This is a genomic window from Azorhizobium oxalatiphilum (assembly GCF_014635325.1).
GTDB lineage: Bacteria > Pseudomonadota > Alphaproteobacteria > Rhizobiales > Xanthobacteraceae > Azorhizobium > Azorhizobium oxalatiphilum.
The window spans coordinates 202863-219900 of record NZ_BMCT01000003.1; the positions used below are offsets into that span (position 1 = coordinate 202863).

The following is a 17038-nucleotide window of genomic DNA, read 5'->3' on the forward strand; positions in this document are numbered from 1 at the left end:
CGACGGAAGCAGTGGCAGTGGCGATGAATGCGGAAGCCGTGGCCGAGGAAACCGCCATCGACCTCGCCACCTCGCCGCAGCGCTTCATCAATCGCGAGATTTCCTGGCTGCACTTCAACCGGCGCGTGATGGAGGAAGCCTCCAACCGCAATCACCCGCTGCTGGAACAGCTGCGCTTCCTCTCCATCTCCGCCAACAATCTCGATGAATTCTTCATGGTCCGCATCGCCGGTCTGAAGGAGCAGATTCGCGAGGGGCTCACCGTCACCAGCCCCGACGGTCTCCTGCCCGGCGAGCAGCTGGTGAAGGCGCTGGCCGAGGCCAGCTCGCTGATCTTCGATCAGCAGGCCCGCTGGCGTGAGCTGCGCAAGGAACTGGCCACCGCCGGCATCGCGCTGGTGGACGGCGCGGACGTGAGCGCCACCGACCTCGAGGCGCTGGAAGCCCATTTCCTGCACCATGTGTTCCCGGTCCTGACCCCGCTCGCCATCGATCCGGCCCATCCCTTCCCCTTCATCCCCAACCTCGGCTTCTCGCTGGCCCTTCAGCTGGTGCGCCAGCAGGATGGGCGCGGCATGAACGCGCTCATCCGCATTCCGGCCAAGGTGGAGCGCTTCATCCGCCTGCCCGAGCGCGAGCCGGGCGTCATGCGCTTCATCACGCTGGAGCAGATGACCGGCCTGTTCATCGGCCGCCTGTTCCCCGGCTATGCGGTGAAGGGGCAGGGCGTGTTCCGCGTCATCCGCGACAGCGACCTCGACATCGAGGAAGAGGCGGAGGATCTGGTCCGTCTGTTCGAGACCGCGCTGAAGCAGCGCCGTTATGGCGAGGTGATCCGCATGGAAGCGGACGCCGGCATGCCGGACGAACTGCGCACCTTCGTCGCCCGCGAGCTGGATGTGCATGACGACGAAATCTTCGTCGTGGACGGCGTGCTGGCGCTGAACGAATTCTCGCAGCTGGTGTCCGTGGATCGGCCGGACCTGAAGTTTCAGGCCTACAACGCCCGATTTCCCGAGCGCATCCGCGACCATGGCGGCGACTGCTTCCTCGCCATCCGCGAGAAGGACATCATCGTCCACCACCCTTATGAATCCTTTGATGTGGTGGTTCAGTTTCTCCGTCAGGCTGCTCGAGATCCTAACGTCGTCGCCATCAAGCAGACCCTCTACCGCACCTCCTCCGACAGCCCGATCGTGAAGGCGCTGGCCGAGGCGGCTGAGGCCGGCAAGTCGGTGACGGCGCTGGTGGAACTGAAGGCCCGCTTCGACGAGGAAGCCAACATCCGCTGGGCGCGCGATCTGGAGCGCGCGGGCGTGCAGGTGGTGTTCGGCTTCATCGACCTGAAGACCCACGGGAAGCTGTCCATGGTGGTGCGCCGCGAGGGCGGGACGCTGGCCAGCTACTGCCATGTGGGCACGGGCAATTATCACCCCATCACGGCCCGCATCTACACCGACCTGAGCTTCTTCACCGCCGATCCGGTGATCGCGCAGGACGTGGCCCGCATCTTCAACTTCATCACCGGCTATGCCCAGCCGGGCGAGCTGGATGCCATGGCGGTGTCGCCGGGCACGCTGAAGCAGCGCATCCTCAAGCACATCGCCGAAGAGATCGAGCACGCCCGCGCCGGCCGTCCTGCGGCGATCTGGCTGAAGTGCAACTCGCTGGTCGATCCCATGGTCATCGACGCGCTCTATGCCGCCAGCGCGGCGGGCGTGCAGGTGGATTGCGTGGTGCGCGGCATCTGCTGCCTGCGGCCGGGCCTGCCGGGCCTGTCCGAAAACATCCGGGTGAAGTCCATCGTCGGGCGCTTCCTGGAGCACAGCCGCATCTATTGCTTCGGCGCCGGCCACGGCCTGCCGCACCCCAAGGCCATCGTCTACATCTCCTCGGCCGACCTGATGACGCGCAATCTCGACCGCCGGGTGGAGACCTTGTGCCCCATCACCACCCCGACGGTGCACGAGCAGGTGCTCGACCAGATCATGGTCGCCAATCTTATCGACAACGAACAGAGCTGGCGGGTGTTGCCGGATGGCTCCTCGGAACGCATAGTCCCGCCGCCGGGCGCGGAGCCATTCAACGCCCATCGGTACTTCATGACCAACCCGAGCTTGTCTGGACGTGGAAAGTCTCTCAAGGATTCTTCACCGCGCAGCCTCCTCGTCCGCCGGTCGGGAGGATGATCCCAGAGGATTGTCGACCCTGATGGCCGGCGAGGCGCCGGTCGCGGTCATCGACATCGGTTCGAACTCGGTTCGTCTGGTAGTCTATGAGGCGATCACCCGCGCACCCGTTCCGTTGTTCAACGAGAAGGCCCTGTGCGGGCTTGGCCGCGAAGTCGTGTCCACCGGCCGTCTGGCCGAGGATGCGGTGGAGCGCGCCTTCTCCGCGCTGAAGCGCTTCCGGGGGCTGTGCGATGCCATGGGCGTCGGGCAGCTCTTCGCGCTGGCCACCGCCGCCGCCCGCGATGCGGAGAACGGCCCGGCCTTCATCGCCGAATGCGAATCCATCTGTCGCACGTCCATCGAAATCCTGTCCGGCCGCCGCGAGGCGGAACTGGCAGCCTTTGGCGTCATCTCCGGCTTCCACAAGCCGGAAGGCGTGGTGGGCGATCTCGGCGGCGGCTCGCTGGAGCTGGTGGACGTGCGTGGCACCGAGGCCGGCGCGGGCATCACAATGCCCGTGGGCATCCTCGCTCTGCAGGACCGTGCGTCACGCTCGCTGAACAAGGCGGACAAGATCGTCCGCGACACCGTGCGCGAGACACAGGTCGTGTCGGAAATGGAAGGTCGCACCTTCTATGCAGTGGGCGGCACGTGGCGTGCGCTGGCGCGCCTGCACATGTTCCAGCGGGGCTACCCGCTGCATGTGATGCACGGCTATCGGATTCCGGCCCGGGAAGTGGCCGACTTCACCCGCATCGTCCACCGCGCGGACAGCGAGGCGCTGGCCCATATCGAGGCGGTGTCGAATGCTCGCCGGCCGCTGCTCGCCTATGGCGCGTTGGTGCTTGAAAACGTGGTGAAGGCCGGCAAGCCGGCGGACGTGGTCATCTCCGCGCTCGGCGTGCGCGAGGGGCTGCTCTACAGCCTCCTCAACGACGCGCAGCGCGCCGAAGACCCGCTTATCTTCGCGGCGCAGGAGTTCAACATCCTGCGCTCGCGCTCGCCGCGCCATTGCGAGGAACTGGCGACCTGGAGCGGGGCCTTCTTCCGCTCGGCCCCGGCGCTGGAGGAAGAGGTGCAGGACGCGCGCCTGCGCGAGGCCGCTTGCCTCCTGTCCGACAATGCCTGGCGCGCCCATCCGGACTATCGCGCCGAGCAGAGCCTCAACGTCATCGCCCATGCGGCGCTGGTGGGCATCGACCATCCCGGCCGCGCCTTCCTCGCCCTGTCGGTCTATTACCGCCACATGGGCCTCGGCGAGGATGAGTATGCGCCGCGCCTGCTGGAGCTGGTGTCCTCGGGCCTGCGGGATCGCGCCCGCATTCTGGGGGCCGCCATGCGGGTGGCCTATATCCTGTCCGCCGCCATGCCCGGCATCCTGCCGCGCGTGCCGCTGCGGGTGGAGGAGGGCGTGCTGCGGCTCTCGGTGCCCGCTGATCTCGCCAGCCTTGTGAATGACCGCGTGCACAGCCGGGTGCGCCAGCTGGCCCGCCTCATCGGCTGCACGCCTTCGGTTGAAGTGGGCTGAGGCGCCAGGTGGCGCCTGAGCCACAGTCGCAACGGCCGCCACCGCTGCCGCCGGCCGCCTGGCCGGGTGTCTCCGGCTGGCTCTATGTGGGGCTGGCGCTCGTTACCCTGCTGGTGTGGACGCCGCTGCTGGGCGTGCTCATCTCCACCGAAGCCGCTTCAGCGCTGGGCTGCCGTCTCAACGAGGGCGGCACCTACCCCTGCCTTGTCCTCGGCATGGACATCGGCGACCTGCTCTACACCTTGTTCGTGCTGGGCTGGCTGATGCTCCTCACCGCGCCCTTCATGCTGATCACGGCCCTGATGTGGGCCGGGCTCATCGTGCGCTGGGCGTGGCGGCGGCTGCGCGCGGCGACCTGAAGGCCGACCGGCACACCCTTTGCAACGTCTGTTCCGATTGTCGGATTGGGCACACACCCGGTCCCGGCACGAAAGCGTTCATCGCAATTCCTTTCGCCGAAGCGCAGGCGCTTCTGCGGGAATGGCTCAGGGAGCATCGGCATGACGGACATGGCGGAACTGCAGAAGCGCAAGATGCCGATCAATCTGGCGATCGTGCATGTGGAGCCGGACGCCTTCCTCGCCAGCTTCATGGGCTGGCTGGAGATCACCGCCTACATCACCGCCCAGCGGACGGGGAACGCCGTGGTGCCCATCGACGGCGTCACGCCCGCCCTTTCGGCGGCTGATCTGGCTTCGTCCGGCGTGCAGGCGGTGGCGAACGACGCGCTGTTCGCCTTCTGCATGACGGCGGCGCTGAAAGCCGACGTGGCGGCGGTGGATGCGGTGGAGGCCGGGCTCATCGCCCGCTTCGGCACCGAATATCCCGGCGTGCTGGCCATCACCTATTTCCGGGCGGCGAACGACAATCCCATCCTGCTGGAGGATTTTGTCGGACAGGCGGGGCGCAAATGGCTGGAAGGCGACAAGCCGCCGCCGCCGCTCCGGGCCAAGGAGGACTGGAGCGCGGGCCTGCGCTTCTTCGAGAAGGCGCGCAAATCCAACTTCAACAATGAGGTGCTCTATCCGCTGGCGCGCTGGACGCGGGAGCGCTGGGGCGTGATCGTGGAGAAGGAGCCGGCCTTCCTGCACCATATCGAGGACAATCTGCCGATCCTGCGCGAGGCGCTGGGCGATCCCCGCAACGATCAGGCCTTCATTGCCAACCTGCTGCTGAAGGCGGCTCCGGCGGTGGATATGGAGCTGACCGAGGAATACGAGGGTTTCCTGCGCTCGATTGCCCGACGCTAGGGGGAGGCGATCATGAGCGACCTCTTCGCCATCTGCTCCACCTACGAGATCGACGACGGGGATGCGCGCGGCTTCGTGCTGGCGCGGCTCGACGAGAGCGGGGCCTCACGGCCTTGGCCCATCCTCGTCACCCGCCGCTCGAATGCCTTCTATGGCTTCGAGAATGCCTGCCCGCACAAGGGCGTGCGCCTCGACACCGTGCCGGGGGAGTTTCTGGATGAGGAGGGCAACTTCCTCAGCTGCGGCGTGCATCACGCCCGGTTCGATCTCGACACCGGGCACTGCTTCATCGGCCCCTGTCAGGGACAGGCGCTCACCCCGGTGAAGCTGGTGATCGACGACGGCGACATCTGCCTCGTGGACGTGAATCTCGCCGAGGAAGACGGGCTCGACATCGACGATCCGGATGCCTTCCCGGAGGTGATGATCATCAGCGACTGAGGCAGATGCCTCAGCGCTCGACGGCGATGACCTTGCCCTGCTCCACGGCGAGCGCCAGCCGGCCGGCCTTGAGCGCCAGTGCGCGCTCGCCGAACAGCTCGCGGCGCCAGCCGGACAGCGCGGCCACGGGAGCGTCGTCGCTGACCGCGATGCGCTCCAGATCGTCCGTGGTGGCGATCACCTTGGCGGCCACCGCATTCTGCTCGGCGGTCATGCGCAGCAGCACCTTCAGCAGCTCCACCGTGGCGGAGGCCCCGTTGGGCAGCGGCTTGTCGCGCTCGATGCGCGGCAGGGTCTTGGGATCGCGGGCGAGGCCCTTCTTCACGGCGTCCAACACGGCCTCGCCATAGCGCGAGCGCTCGAATCCCTTGGGCAGGGAGCGCAGCTCGGCCAGCTTTTCGTGGGTCTGCGGCTGCTGGATGGCCAGCTCGCCGATCACTTCGTCCTTGATGATGCGGCCGCGCGGCAGGTCGCGGGTCTGCGCCTCGCGCTCGCGCCAGGCCGCCACTTCCGCCAGCACCGCCAGCTCGCGCGGCTTGCGCACGCGGGATTTCAGCCGCTCATAGGCGCTCTCGGGATCCTGCCGGTAGGTGGCCGGCGAGGTGAGGACGTTCATCTCCTCGCCCATCCAGTCCACGCGCCCGCGCGTCTCCAGATCGGACATCAGCTTGCGATAGACATCGCGCAGATGGGTGACGTCGGCCACCGCATAGGTGAGCTGGGCCTGCGAGAGTGGGCGGCGCGACCAGTCGGTGAAGCGCGAGGACTTGTCCAGCGAATGGCCGGTCACGCGCTGCACGAGCTGGTCGTAGGAGATGCTGTCGCCATAGCCGAGCACCATGGCCGCCACCTGGGTGTCGAACACCGGGTGCGGGATGATCTTGGCCAGATGCCACACGATCTCGATGTCCTGCCGGCCGGCATGGAACACCTTCTTCACCTTCTCATCGGCCATGAGCGCGAAGAAGGGCGCGAGGTCGAGGCCCTCGGCGAGGGCGTCGATGATGATGGCTTCATCCGGACTGGCGACCTGAACCACGCAGAGCTTCGGCCAGAAGGTCGTCTCGCGCAGGAACTCGGTATCGACGGTGACGAAGTCGTTCTTGGCGAGACGCTCGCACGCGGCGGCGAGAGCCTCAGTCGTTGTGATCGGATCCATGAACATGAACATAAACGATGCGCGGCGCGCCGCGAAAGGGCCAGAATGATGTGCCCGCTCACCTTGTTTCGCGCTGGGCGAGGTCGCGGGCGTCGGTGGCGCGCATGGGACGGCCCAGCAGGAAGCCCTGCATGTAGCCGCAGCCTTCTGCCCGCAGGATTTCGATCTGTTCCTCGGTCTCGATCCCTTCCGCCGTGGTGGCGATGCCCAATGCCGTGGAGAGCTGGATCACCGAGTGCACGATGGCCCGGTGCTGCCGGTCCTGCGCCATGCGGGCGACGAAGGTACGGTCCACCTTGATTCGGTCGATGGGCAGCGTGCGCAGATAGCTCAGCGACGAATAGCCGGTGCCGAAGTCGTCCAATGCGATGGCGATACCCTGTGCGCGGAACTGCGCCAGATTGCTGTGCACGCTGGTGCCCTCCACCAGCAGGGCTGATTCGGTCAGTTCCAGCTCCAGCCGCTGGGGCGGCAGGCCGGAGGCGCGCAGCGCGTCGCGCAACTGGTCGGCCATGTGGCCGGAGCGGAACTGCAGCGAGGACAGGTTGACCGCCAGATGCACGTCCGCCGGCCATTCGGCGGCGGCGCGGCAGGCTTCCGTGAGCACCCAGGCGCCCAGCGGCAGGATCAGGCCGGTCTCCTCCGCGCAGGCGATGAAATCGGAGGGCAGCACGATGCCCCGCGTGGGATGGCGCCAGCGCAGCAGCGCCTCGAAGCCGGCAAGGCGCCGGCTGTCCACATGGAAGAAAGGCTGGAAGACGAGGAAGAACTGGCCGTTCTCCCACGCCTCCCGCAGGTCCAGCTCCAGCGCCCGGCGGGCATGGGCGGTGGCCTGCATCTCCGGCTGGAACAGGCGGGCATGCCCGCGCCCCTCCGCCTTGGCGCGGTAGAGGGCGAGATCGGCCTTGCGCAGCAGCTCGTCCACGGAGGTGCCGTCGGCGGGGGCCATGGCGATGCCGATGGTGCCGCCGGCGATGACGCGATGGTCGGCCACGCTGATCGGCCGGTTGATGCGGGCGATGATGCGTTCCGCCAGCGCCAGCGCCGCTTCCGGCTGGTCGGCCTCGGTATTGATGATGGCGAACTCGTCGCCGCCGAGCCGCGCCACCACGGCGCTGGGCTGGGCCTCCTCCGCGATCCGCTCGGCCACCGCGCGCAGCAGGCGGTCGCCGATGGCATGGCCCAGCGTGTCGTTGACGGTCTTGAAGTAATCGAGATCGAGGAACAGCACGCAGAAGCTGGGTACCTGCCCCTCGCCGCCGAGCAGCGCGCTGAGGCGTTCGCCGAACAGCACGCGGTTGGGCAGGCCAGTGAGGTCGTCGTGCCGGGCTGCGTGATGGGCGGCGGCGGCGAAGCGGGCCTGCTCGCGCAACTGGCGGATGGCGAGTGCCACGGCCACCGCGATGGCGATGCAGATGAGCGCCGCGCCGATGGCGATCGGGATGATCTGCAGCCGTAGCCGGCCTTCCACGGCGGCCATGGTGTCGCTGACGGCGATGACGAGCGGATAGTTGGCCAGCTGCTGCACGGCCACGAGGCGCCGCTGGCCATCGATGAGGCCGGCCGGCGCAATGCCGTTCTCCGGCTGGCGCGCGATCAGGTCGCGGGCGACGCGACCGGCCACGGCCGGCACGAGGGCGCCGTCGCCGGGATGGTGCGGAAAGCCGGCCAGTGTCGCGCCATCATCGCGATAGAGCGTGATGTTGCCGGAGCGGCCGAGCTTGATGGTGGCATAGAACTGCTCGAAATAGCTCTGCTCCATGGCCCCCAGCACGAGGCCGAAGAAGCCGCCGGCCGGCGTGTTGAAGCGCTTGGCGAGATAGATGGTCATGGTGCCGGTGCCGCGATTGGGCACGGGCACGCTGACGAAGATGGTCTTGGCGCCGTTGGCCCGCAGGGATTGGAAATAGTCGCGGTCGGCGACATTCACGGCCGGCACCGGCCAGTAGCGCGAGAAATTCAGCAGCCTCCCGCTCTCATCGATGATGGTGAGCGCGTCCACATAGGGCAGGCCGCTGATCTTCTCCCGTAGCAGCTGGTGCATGTCGAACGTGCCCGCGAGGCTTTCCAGCGCGGCGGGCGTGTCGATGCTGGCCGCCGATATGCGCTCGATGACGCTGGTCTGCACCTGCTGGAGCGACTGGAAGGCACGGTCGCTCTGCTCGGCCAGCGCGAGGGCGAGATTCTGAAGTTCCCGGCGACGCTCGGTGATGGCCTGCGAGCGCAGGCTCACGGCCAGGAGAATGGCACCCATGATGACGACCAGCGCCAGAGTGGTGCCGATCAGGGTTAACAGGATACCGTTTCTCGGCTGGGGCCGATCCATCGGGACTTCGGGCATTTCCGTCCTTGTGACGGAGCGAGCATCCATCCCGCGGCCCCCGAACATGAGTCTTCACCCGCAAGATACACGGCTGGTATGCGCCGCCAAGTATATAGCCCTGCGGTGTCCAACAGGTTCCATCCCTTGACAAGGGCAGGAGCACATGCACCTTCCCCGGCGGCCCGGCACAAGCCTTTACGGCCATTCCGTGCGTTCCCCGTTACCCCGAAGTTGTCCGAAAGGCCGTCCGCCATGCACCGCTATCGCTCCCATACCTGCGGCGCGCTCACTGATGCCCAGGTGGGCGAAACCGTTCGCCTCTCCGGCTGGTGCCACCGCATCCGTGACCATGGCGGCGTGCTGTTCGTGGATCTGCGCGACCATTACGGCCTGACCCAGGTGGTGTTCGACCCCGACAGCGCCGCCTTCGCCGCCGCCGAGAAGGTGCGCGCCGAGTGGGTGATCCGCGTCGATGGCCGCGTGCGCCTGCGCCCCGAGGGCACCGAGAATGCCGATCTGCCCACCGGCAAGGTGGAGATCTATGCGGTGGATCTGGAAGTGCTCGGCCCCTCCGCCGAGCTGCCGCTGCCGGTGTTCGGCGATCAGGACTATCCGGAAGACGTGCGCCTTCGTTACCGCTTCCTGGACCTGCGCCGCGAGCGCATCCACAACAACATCATGACCCGCGGCCGGATCATCGACAGCCTGCGCACCCGCATGAAGGGCGAAGGCTTCTTCGAGTTCCAGACCCCGATCCTGACCGCCTCCTCGCCGGAAGGCGCGCGTGACTTCCTGGTGCCCTCGCGCATCCATCCCGGCAAGTTCTACGCGCTGCCGCAGGCCCCCCAGCAGTACAAGCAGCTGATCATGATGAGCGGCTTCGACCGCTATTATCAGATCGCCCCCTGCTTCCGTGACGAGGACCCGCGCGCCGACCGCCTGCCGGGCGAGTTCTACCAGCTCGATCTGGAAATGAGCTTCGTCGAGCAGGAAGACGTGTTCGCGGCGGTGGAGCCGGTGATCCGGGGCGTGTTCGAGGAGTTCGGCAACGGCAAGCCCGTGACCCAGAACTGGCCGCGCATTCCTTATGCGGAAGCCCTGCGCAAGTACGGCTCCGACAAGCCGGACCTGCGCAACCCGCTGATCATGCAGAACGTCTCCGAGCATTTCCGCGGCTCGAACTTCAAGGTGTTCGCGCGCATGCTCGAAGACCCGAAGAACGAGGTGTGGGCGATCCCCGGTCCCACCGGCGGCTCGCGCGCCTTCTGCGACCGCATGAATTCGTGGGCGCAGGGTGAGGGCCAGCCGGGCCTCGGCTACATCATGTGGCGTGAAGGCGGGGAGGGCGCAGGCCCGCTCGCCAACAACATCGGCGCCGAGCGCACCGCCGCCATCCGCGAGCAGCTGGGTCTCAAGGACGGCGATGCCGCCTTCTTCGTGGCGGGTGATCCGTCCAAGTTCTACAAGTTCGCCGGTCTGGCCCGCACCAAGGTGGGTGAGGAGCTGAAGGTCATCGACACCGAGCGCTTCGAACTGGCCTGGATCGTGGACTTCCCCTTCTACGAGTGGTCGGAGGAGGAGAAGAAGATCGACTTCTCCCACAACCCCTTCTCCATGCCGCAGGGCGGCCTCGAGGCGCTGAACGGGCAGGACCCGCTCACCATCAAGGCGTTCCAGTACGACATCGCCTGCAACGGCTACGAGATCGCCTCCGGCGGCATCCGCAACCACCGCCCAGAGGCGATGGTGAAGGCGTTCGAGCTGGCCGGCTATGACGAGGCGACCGTTCAGGAGCGGTTCGGCGGCATGTACCGCGCGTTCCAGTACGGCGCCCCGCCCCATGGCGGCATGGCGGCGGGCATCGACCGCATCGTGATGCTGCTGTGCGGCGTCTCGAACCTGCGCGAGATCTCGCTCTTCCCCATGAACCAGCAGGCCCTCGACCTGCTCATGAGCGCGCCGGCGGAAGCCACCCCGAAGCAGCTCAAGGAACTGCACATCCGGCCCTCGCTGCCGGTGAAGTGAGGCGGGGCCTCGCAGTTCGACGGATTTGAGAGGGGCGGTGCCGCAGGGGCACCGCCCCTTTTCATTGCGCGGGTGCGAGGATGGCGGGTGCTGGCACGATGGGGCGGAAATAACCCCGTAGCCGCAGGCAGGGCCTCTCCACGAAATGGTAGGAGGCCATGGCCACCGGATAGGCCGCGAACACCAGCGCCAGCCGGTGGGCGGTCGAGATGTCCGGGTCCGCCCAGATGCCGAGCACCAGAAACGGATAGTGCCAGAGGTACCAGCCGTAGGAGATGCGCCCGGTATAGGCCACGGGCCTGAGCGACAGCAGCCGCTTCAGCCAGCCCTCCTCACGTGCCGCCACCACCAGCCACGCGCTGGCGAGCGCCGCAGCGGTGAGGCCCAGCGTCTGGGTGGCGAGCGCGCGGTGGGGCATCAGCAGCAGAAGGGCGGCCAGAGCCAGCAGGGCGAGCGGAGCGGTCACGGCCAGCAGGCGCCGCAGGCGGGCGCCGAGCGGCACGAGGGCGAAGATGCAGCCGATGGCGAGCGCATCCGCATGGGTGTCGAAGCCGTTATAGGTGCGCTCGGCATCCGCGCCGGTCAGCGCCAGATACGAGCGCCACGCCACCACCAGCACCACCACGCCGCAGAGCCACGCCAGCGGCCGCCGCCCGCGCAGGAACAGGAAGCACACCGGCCAGAGCAGATAGAACTGCTCCTCCATGGACAGCGACCATGTGTGGCCGAGCAGATCCTGCGGCAGCCAGTTGAAGGCGCGGTTCCAGTTCATCAGATAGGTGGCCGCGATCCCCGTGGACTGGAGGATGGGCGTGGCATGGGCGAAGCTCGGCGCCATGGCCGCCCGCACCAGCATGAAGGCCAGCAGCAGCGCGAAGGCGGGCAGCAGGCGCAGGGCGCGCCGGGCATAGAAGCGGCCGAAGGCGATGCGCCCCGTGGCAGTCATCTCGTCCGCCAGCAGGCGCGTGATGAGGTAGCCGCTCAGCACGAAGAACACGTCCACCCCCGCCCAGCCGCCGGGCAGCAGGGCAGGGGAGGCGTGATAGATGGCGATGGCGGTGATCGCGAGGGCGCGGATGCCGTCGAGCGCCGGCTCGTAGGGCATAGGCGCGAGGGGACCGGGCGCGAGAGGACCGGGCGCGAGGGGCGCGGAGACGCTGGATCTGGAAACGAGGTCAGCCTGCCGGACGCCGAAGCGCATGTCCCACCTGATCTGGCGATGGTGCCGTGCGTGTCCGGTTGGTCCGGTCGGGCGGGGCGGTCCGTCGTCGGTCGAAGATGCAGCTTCTCGTAAAGACTTCGGCCGCCCGTGCAACCGCCTGCGCGCACCGGCAAAGAAAAAGGCCGGCGGTGGAACCGCCGGCCTTGTCGCCTGCGGGAGGCATCGCAACGCCTCCCGCCTGTTCTTGCCCGTGGCCGGCCTCAGGGCGCGGCGCTGGCCTTGATGGTGAAGGCCGAGAGCGCCTCGACCGGATCGTCGCTGCCCAGGAAGCCACCCATCAGATCGACCCAGGTCATGGGCTTGTTGGGGGTCAGCGTGATGGTGAGCGTGCCGGGCGCCTTCACGAACGCCGCCACCGCTTCGCCCACCGCCTTGGCGTCGGGCATGGCGTTGGCGATCTCGTCGGTCGTCTCGGTGATGGTGGCGATCACCTCCGTGCGCAGCTCCTCGGGGGCCACGCCCATGAGCTCCGCCTGCTGCTTCAGCATCAGTTCGCCGATGCCGAGATTGGTCACGGCAACGGAGATCGGGCCGATCTTCGAGGACAGGAACGTCTCCTGAAGCGTTTCGGGCTTCTCCAGCGCACTCTTCGGCAGTTCCGTCACGCTGGCGGCGATACGGGTGGCGAAGGCCTTCTCCAGCTCGAACGCAAACGGTGCGAAGGTGAGCGTGCCGTCGGCATAGCGCATGTCGAGCTGGGCCGAGATGGTGCCCTCCTTCATGCCGGTGGCGGCGAGATAGGAGAAGGGCTCGCCGTCCTCGGCCGAGATCGGGCCGGTGATCTTGTCCAGCTTGATCGACACGCGGCTCGGGACGAGGCCGACGAAATCGCCCCAGGTCACGCTGGTCTTCTCGATCTTGATCTGGCCGCCGGTCTCCTCGTGCGGAGCCACGAGACCCTCGATCTCGAAGCCGGCCATGGCCTTGAACATGCCGAGGCTGGTGGCCACGTCCGGCTTGTCACCCTGCAGCAGGGTGGCGGCCGAGGTCTGAAGCAGGTCGCCCATGGACAGGCCCAGCAGGGCGAGGCGCTTGAACACCACCGGCTTCTTGTCGCTGGTGGAGCCAGTGACGCCGTTCAGCTCCATCACGTCGAGGCGGCCGTTGCTGAAACCCTTCAGCGACATGGACTCGATCTTGGAGGCGTCGTTCTTCTCGGTCAGGGACACGTCCTTGACCGTGATGTCACCGATGGCGATGCCGTTCAGCATGTCGGCCATCACCGCGAGCAGCTTGGCGCTCTGCTGCGGGTCATGATCGACGCCCTTCTGGGCCAGCGCGGTCAGTTCGTCCAGGCGGGCGAAGGACAGCTTGGCCGGGTCCACCGCAATCCGCTCCAGCGACATGCTGCCGAAGTTGGACAGCGTGCCGTTCTCCTGCTTCAGCGTGTAGGCGCCGGTGGTAATGCGGGCATAGACCGGCTGCGGGCCGGTGGTGGGCGGCGTGGCGTCGGTCAGCGCGCGGATCGGGCCGGTATCGACGCCGGAGCTGCGCAGGTTGACCATCTCGCCATTGAGCGTGTTGGTCTTGTCGCCGTCCTTCACCTTGGTGGTGTAGGCGACCTTGTCGATGGCGATTTCGGCGACACGGCCTTCCGCGATGCCGGAAGCCTTGAGGCCGCTATAGGTCACGTCCATGGGCTGGACAGCCTTGTCGGCGGGGGTGCCGGCCTTGGCTTCCAGATGGGCGGTGAACTGCGGCACGGTGAAGCTGTCGGCGCGGATGCCGGCGAAGCGGACCAGCGCCTCGCGCATCGCCGGCTGGCTGCCGTTGCCGGCCGGGACGGGCTGCAGGCGGTCGGGACCCTGGTAGTTCTCGATGCGCACCTGCGGCATGGAGTAGGTCAGCACCGTATCCGTGCCCACGATGCCTGTGGCGGTCACGGACAGGCCGCTGAACTCGATGGCGCCCGCCTGGACGGTACCCCCCGACGGCGAGGTGACGCCCTGCGCCGTGAACTGGTCCGCCTTGATGGCGTTGCCGCCGGACGTGATGTCGATGCCTTTCACCGTCAGCACGCGGCCTGCGAGCGTGAAGCCTACGTCCTTGTAGGTCGCCGTGGCGCCCTGCTGGCGCAGCGTGGCGAACAGGGCCTCGACGTCGCTCTTGGCGCGATACTGCACGTAATAATTGAAGCCGAAGTATCCCCCGATCCCCAGTACCGCCAGCACGACGACACCAATTGCGACCTTCTTCATGCGTGCTACCTCCACCGAATCATCTTCTGGGAATTCATTAAGCCAGTCCTGTTACGCCTCGAAAACGCCATCCCAACTCGTGACATCCCGTTTCGTGGGGGATAGGTTGCCGCCCCGAACGGTGGGACCGTGGCAGATAAAGAGAGGCTTGGGGACGGACATGGCGTCAAACATGTCGAACATATCCGAGGATCTGAAATCCGGAGCGCTTGTCTATCATCGCATGCCCCGGCCTGGGAAACTCGAAATCCAGGCGACCAAGCCTCTTGGCAACCAGCGAGACCTCGCGCTGGCCTATTCTCCCGGCGTCGCCGCCGCCTGTGAAGCGATCGTCGCCGATCCGCTCCAGGCCGCCGAGCTGACCACCCGCGCGAATCTCGTGGCCGTGGTGTCCAACGGCACCGCCGTGCTGGGCCTCGGCAACATCGGCCCGCTGGCCTCCAAGCCGGTGATGGAAGGCAAGGCCGTCCTGTTCAAGAAATTCGCCGGCATCGATGTGTTCGACATCGAGCTGGCCGCCACCGAGATCGACCATCTGGTGGAGACGGTGGCCGCGCTGGAGCCCACCTTCGGCGGCATCAACCTTGAGGACATCAAGGCCCCCGAGTGCTTCGAGGTGGAGAAGCGCCTGCGCGAGCGCATGAAGATCCCGGTCTTCCACGACGACCAGCATGGCACCGCCATCATCGTCGGCGCCGCCGTGCGCAACGCGCTGGAGATCGGCAACCGCAAGATCGAGGACCTGAAGATCGTCGCCTCCGGCGCGGGCGCGGCGGCCATGGCGTGCCTCAACCTGCTGGTGACGCTCGGCGCCAGGCGCGAGAACATCTGGGTCTGCGACATCGAGGGCGTGGTCTATGAGGGCCGCGAGACCCTGATGGACCCCTACAAGGCCGTCTACGCCCAGAAGACCGATGCCCGCACCCTGGGCGAGGTCATCGACGGCGCGCACATCTTCCTCGGCGTATCCGCCGGCGGTGTGCTGAAGCCGGACATGGTGGCGCGCATGGCGGATCGTCCGCTCATCCTCGCGCTCGCCAACCCGACCCCGGAAATCATGCCGGAAGAGGCCCGCGCCGTGCGGCCCGACGCCATGATCTGCACCGGCCGCTCGGACTTCCCGAACCAGGTCAACAACGTCCTGTGCTTCCCCTACATCTTCCGCGGCGCCCTTGATGTCGGCGCGACCGACATCAATGCCGAGATGAAGATGGCGGCGGTGGAGGCCATCGCGGCGCTCGCCCGCGAGACCCCCTCCGACGTGGTGGCCCGCGCCTATGGCGGCGAGACCCGCTCGTTTGGCCCGGACAGCATCATTCCCTCGCCGTTCGATCCGCGCCTCATCCTGCGCATCGCGCCGGCGGTGGCCAAGGCGGCCATGGATACCGGCGTCGCCACCCGGCCCATCGCCGATTTCGACGCCTATCTCGACAAGCTCGACCACTTCGTGTTCCGGTCCGGCTTCATCATGCGCCCCCTGTTCGCCCGCGCGAAGCAGGACAAGAAGCGCGTGATCTATGCCGAGGGCGAGGACGAGCGCGTGCTGCGCGCGGCGCAGGCGGTGGTGGAAGAGGGCATCGCCCGTCCCATCCTCGTTGCCCGCCCGAGCGTGCTGGAAACCCGTCTCCAGCGCTTCGGCCTGTCCATCCGGCCGGGCCAGGACTTCGACGTCGTCAATCCGGAAGATGATCCGCGCTATCGCGACTTCGTGCGCTCGTACATCGAGATCGCCGGCCGTCGCGGCGTGACGCCGGATGCCGCCCGCACGCTGGTGCGCACCTCCTCCACCGTCATCTCGGCGCTCGCCGTGAAGAAGGGTGAGGCGGACGCCATGCTATGCGGCATCGAGGGGCGCTTCTCCCGCCACCTGCGCCATGTGCGCGACATCATCGGCCTCGCGCCGGGCGTGCGCGAGCTGGCGGCGCTCTCGCTGCTGATCACGCCGAAGGGCAATTTCTTCATCTGCGACACGCAGGTGCAGACCGAGCCCACGGCGTCCGATCTGGCCGAGATGACCATCCTTGCCGCTGCCCATGTCCGCCGTTTCGGCATCGAGCCGAAGGTGGCGCTGCTGTCGCATTCCAACTTCGGCAGCAACGACACCGCCTGCGCCCGTCGCATGCGGGGGGCGTACGAGCTTCTGGCCGAGCGCGCGCCAGAGCTGGAAGTGGACGGCGAGATGCAGGCGGAAGCCGCCCTGCTGCCGGACATCCGCGAGCGCATCTACCCGCATTCGCGCCTGTCAGGCGTGGCCAACGTGCTGGTGATGCCGGATCTGGATGCGGCGGACATCGCCTACAACATGATCAAGGTGCTGGGCGATGCTTTGCCCGTGGGCCCGATCCTCATGGGCACGGCGCGGCCGGCCCATATCCTCGGCCCGACCGTCACCGCCCGCGGCATCGTCAACATGACCGCCGTGGCCGTGGTGGAGGCGCAGAGCGAGCTCTGATCCGGCGGCGCGCTCTGGCGCCGTCCGGTTCTGGATCAGCGAAAGGCCCGGCAGCGATGCCGGGCCTTTTTCTTTGCGCGGATGCCGTGGGTTAAGGGGCGAGGGGGTACCGGGAAAGGGCGGTCCTGAGGATAGGGGGCTCAGGGGCGCGCGGCCTTGGTGATGGCATGACGGCGGCGGTGGGGCGGTGCAGGAACCGGGCGGCAGACGCCTGCGACAGATGGGCTTACCGGCTTACCCATTCTTTTCCAGTTTGATACTTTTAATCC

11 protein-coding genes are annotated in these 17038 nt (G+C 67.2%); 7 read left to right on the plus strand and 4 right to left on the minus strand.

What is annotated here, in order from left to right:
* Positions 1-23: 23 nt before the first annotated feature.
* The 5 genes from IEW24_RS13000 to IEW24_RS13020 all read left to right on the plus strand — a co-directional run bounded on the left by IEW24_RS13000 (position 24) and on the right by IEW24_RS13020 (position 5390).
* Positions 24-2189: an RNA degradosome polyphosphate kinase gene (locus IEW24_RS13000; protein ID WP_244644411.1), complete on the plus strand. Its 2166-nt coding sequence runs from the start codon at positions 24-26 to the stop codon at positions 2187-2189.
* Between the two features lie 22 nt (positions 2190-2211).
* Positions 2212-3699, plus strand: a complete 1488-nt coding sequence (gene ppx / locus IEW24_RS13005; protein ID WP_188579715.1) for an exopolyphosphatase — start codon at positions 2212-2214, stop codon at positions 3697-3699.
* Positions 3700-3707: 8 nt separating this feature from the next.
* A complete protein-coding gene (locus tag IEW24_RS13010) occupies positions 3708-4058 on the plus strand; it encodes a hypothetical protein (RefSeq protein ID WP_244644361.1) in 351 nt (116 codons plus the stop codon).
* Between the two features lie 141 nt (positions 4059-4199).
* Positions 4200-4949, plus strand: coding sequence for a hypothetical protein (locus IEW24_RS13015; protein ID WP_188579192.1), 750 nt, complete (start codon positions 4200-4202; stop codon positions 4947-4949).
* Positions 4950-4961: 12 nt separating this feature from the next.
* On the plus strand, positions 4962-5390 hold the full coding sequence (locus tag IEW24_RS13020) for a Rieske (2Fe-2S) protein (protein WP_188579194.1): 429 nt from the start codon (positions 4962-4964) through the stop codon (positions 5388-5390).
* Between the two features lie 10 nt (positions 5391-5400).
* On the opposite strand, the gene rnd is transcribed toward IEW24_RS13020, so the two are convergent.
* Both rnd and IEW24_RS13030 read right to left on the minus strand, forming a co-directional pair.
* Complete coding sequence (rnd, locus tag IEW24_RS13025; protein ID WP_188579196.1) at positions 5401-6549, minus strand: ribonuclease D; 1149 nt, start codon at positions 6547-6549, stop codon at positions 5401-5403.
* A 58-nt stretch (positions 6550-6607) separates the two neighbouring features.
* Complete coding sequence (locus IEW24_RS13030) at positions 6608-8875, minus strand: putative bifunctional diguanylate cyclase/phosphodiesterase (protein WP_188579199.1); 2268 nt, start codon at positions 8873-8875, stop codon at positions 6608-6610.
* Between the two features lie 249 nt (positions 8876-9124).
* On the opposite strand from IEW24_RS13030, the gene aspS reads away from it, so the two are divergent.
* Complete coding sequence (gene aspS, locus IEW24_RS13035) at positions 9125-10897, plus strand: aspartate--tRNA ligase (RefSeq protein ID WP_188579201.1); 1773 nt, start codon at positions 9125-9127, stop codon at positions 10895-10897.
* A 61-nt stretch (positions 10898-10958) separates the two neighbouring features.
* Here aspS and IEW24_RS13040 read toward each other — a convergent pair whose 3' ends face one another.
* Together IEW24_RS13040 and IEW24_RS13045 are read right to left on the minus strand one after the other, a co-directional pair.
* Complete coding sequence (locus IEW24_RS13040) at positions 10959-12002, minus strand: acyltransferase family protein (protein ID WP_188579203.1); 1044 nt, start codon at positions 12000-12002, stop codon at positions 10959-10961.
* 317 nt (positions 12003-12319) lie between these two features.
* Positions 12320-14317 (minus strand): aq_1923 C-terminal domain, encoded by a 1998-nt coding sequence (locus IEW24_RS13045; RefSeq protein ID WP_188579206.1) that lies wholly within the window; start codon positions 14315-14317, stop codon positions 12320-12322.
* 172 nt (positions 14318-14489) lie between these two features.
* On the opposite strand from IEW24_RS13045, the gene IEW24_RS13050 reads away from it, so the two are divergent.
* Positions 14490-16769: an NADP-dependent malic enzyme gene (locus IEW24_RS13050; RefSeq protein ID WP_280514978.1), complete on the plus strand. Its 2280-nt coding sequence runs from the start codon at positions 14490-14492 to the stop codon at positions 16767-16769.
* The last annotated feature ends 269 nt before the right edge of the window (positions 16770-17038 follow it).

Bases quoted from the DNA above. Each gene is read 5' to 3' on its own strand.
- IEW24_RS13000 (WP_244644411.1), top strand. From the start codon at position 24: ATGAATGCGGAAGCCGTGGCCGAGGAAACCGCCATCGACCTCGCCACC.
- ppx (WP_188579715.1), top strand. From the start codon at position 2,212: ATGGCCGGCGAGGCGCCGGTCGCGGTCATCGACATCGGTTCGAACTCG.
- IEW24_RS13015 (WP_188579192.1), top strand. From the start codon at position 4,200: ATGACGGACATGGCGGAACTGCAGAAGCGCAAGATGCCGATCAATCTG.
- IEW24_RS13020 (WP_188579194.1), top strand. From the start codon at position 4,962: ATGAGCGACCTCTTCGCCATCTGCTCCACCTACGAGATCGACGACGGG.
- rnd (WP_188579196.1), bottom strand. From the start codon at position 6,549: ATGGATCCGATCACAACGACTGAGGCTCTCGCCGCCGCGTGCGAGCGT.
- IEW24_RS13030 (WP_188579199.1), bottom strand. From the start codon at position 8,875: ATGGATCGGCCCCAGCCGAGAAACGGTATCCTGTTAACCCTGATCGGC.
- aspS (WP_188579201.1), top strand. From the start codon at position 9,125: ATGCACCGCTATCGCTCCCATACCTGCGGCGCGCTCACTGATGCCCAG.
- IEW24_RS13040 (WP_188579203.1), bottom strand. From the start codon at position 12,002: ATGCCCTACGAGCCGGCGCTCGACGGCATCCGCGCCCTCGCGATCACC.
- IEW24_RS13045 (WP_188579206.1), bottom strand. From the start codon at position 14,317: ATGAAGAAGGTCGCAATTGGTGTCGTCGTGCTGGCGGTACTGGGGATC.
- IEW24_RS13050 (WP_280514978.1), top strand. From the start codon at position 14,490: ATGTCGAACATATCCGAGGATCTGAAATCCGGAGCGCTTGTCTATCAT.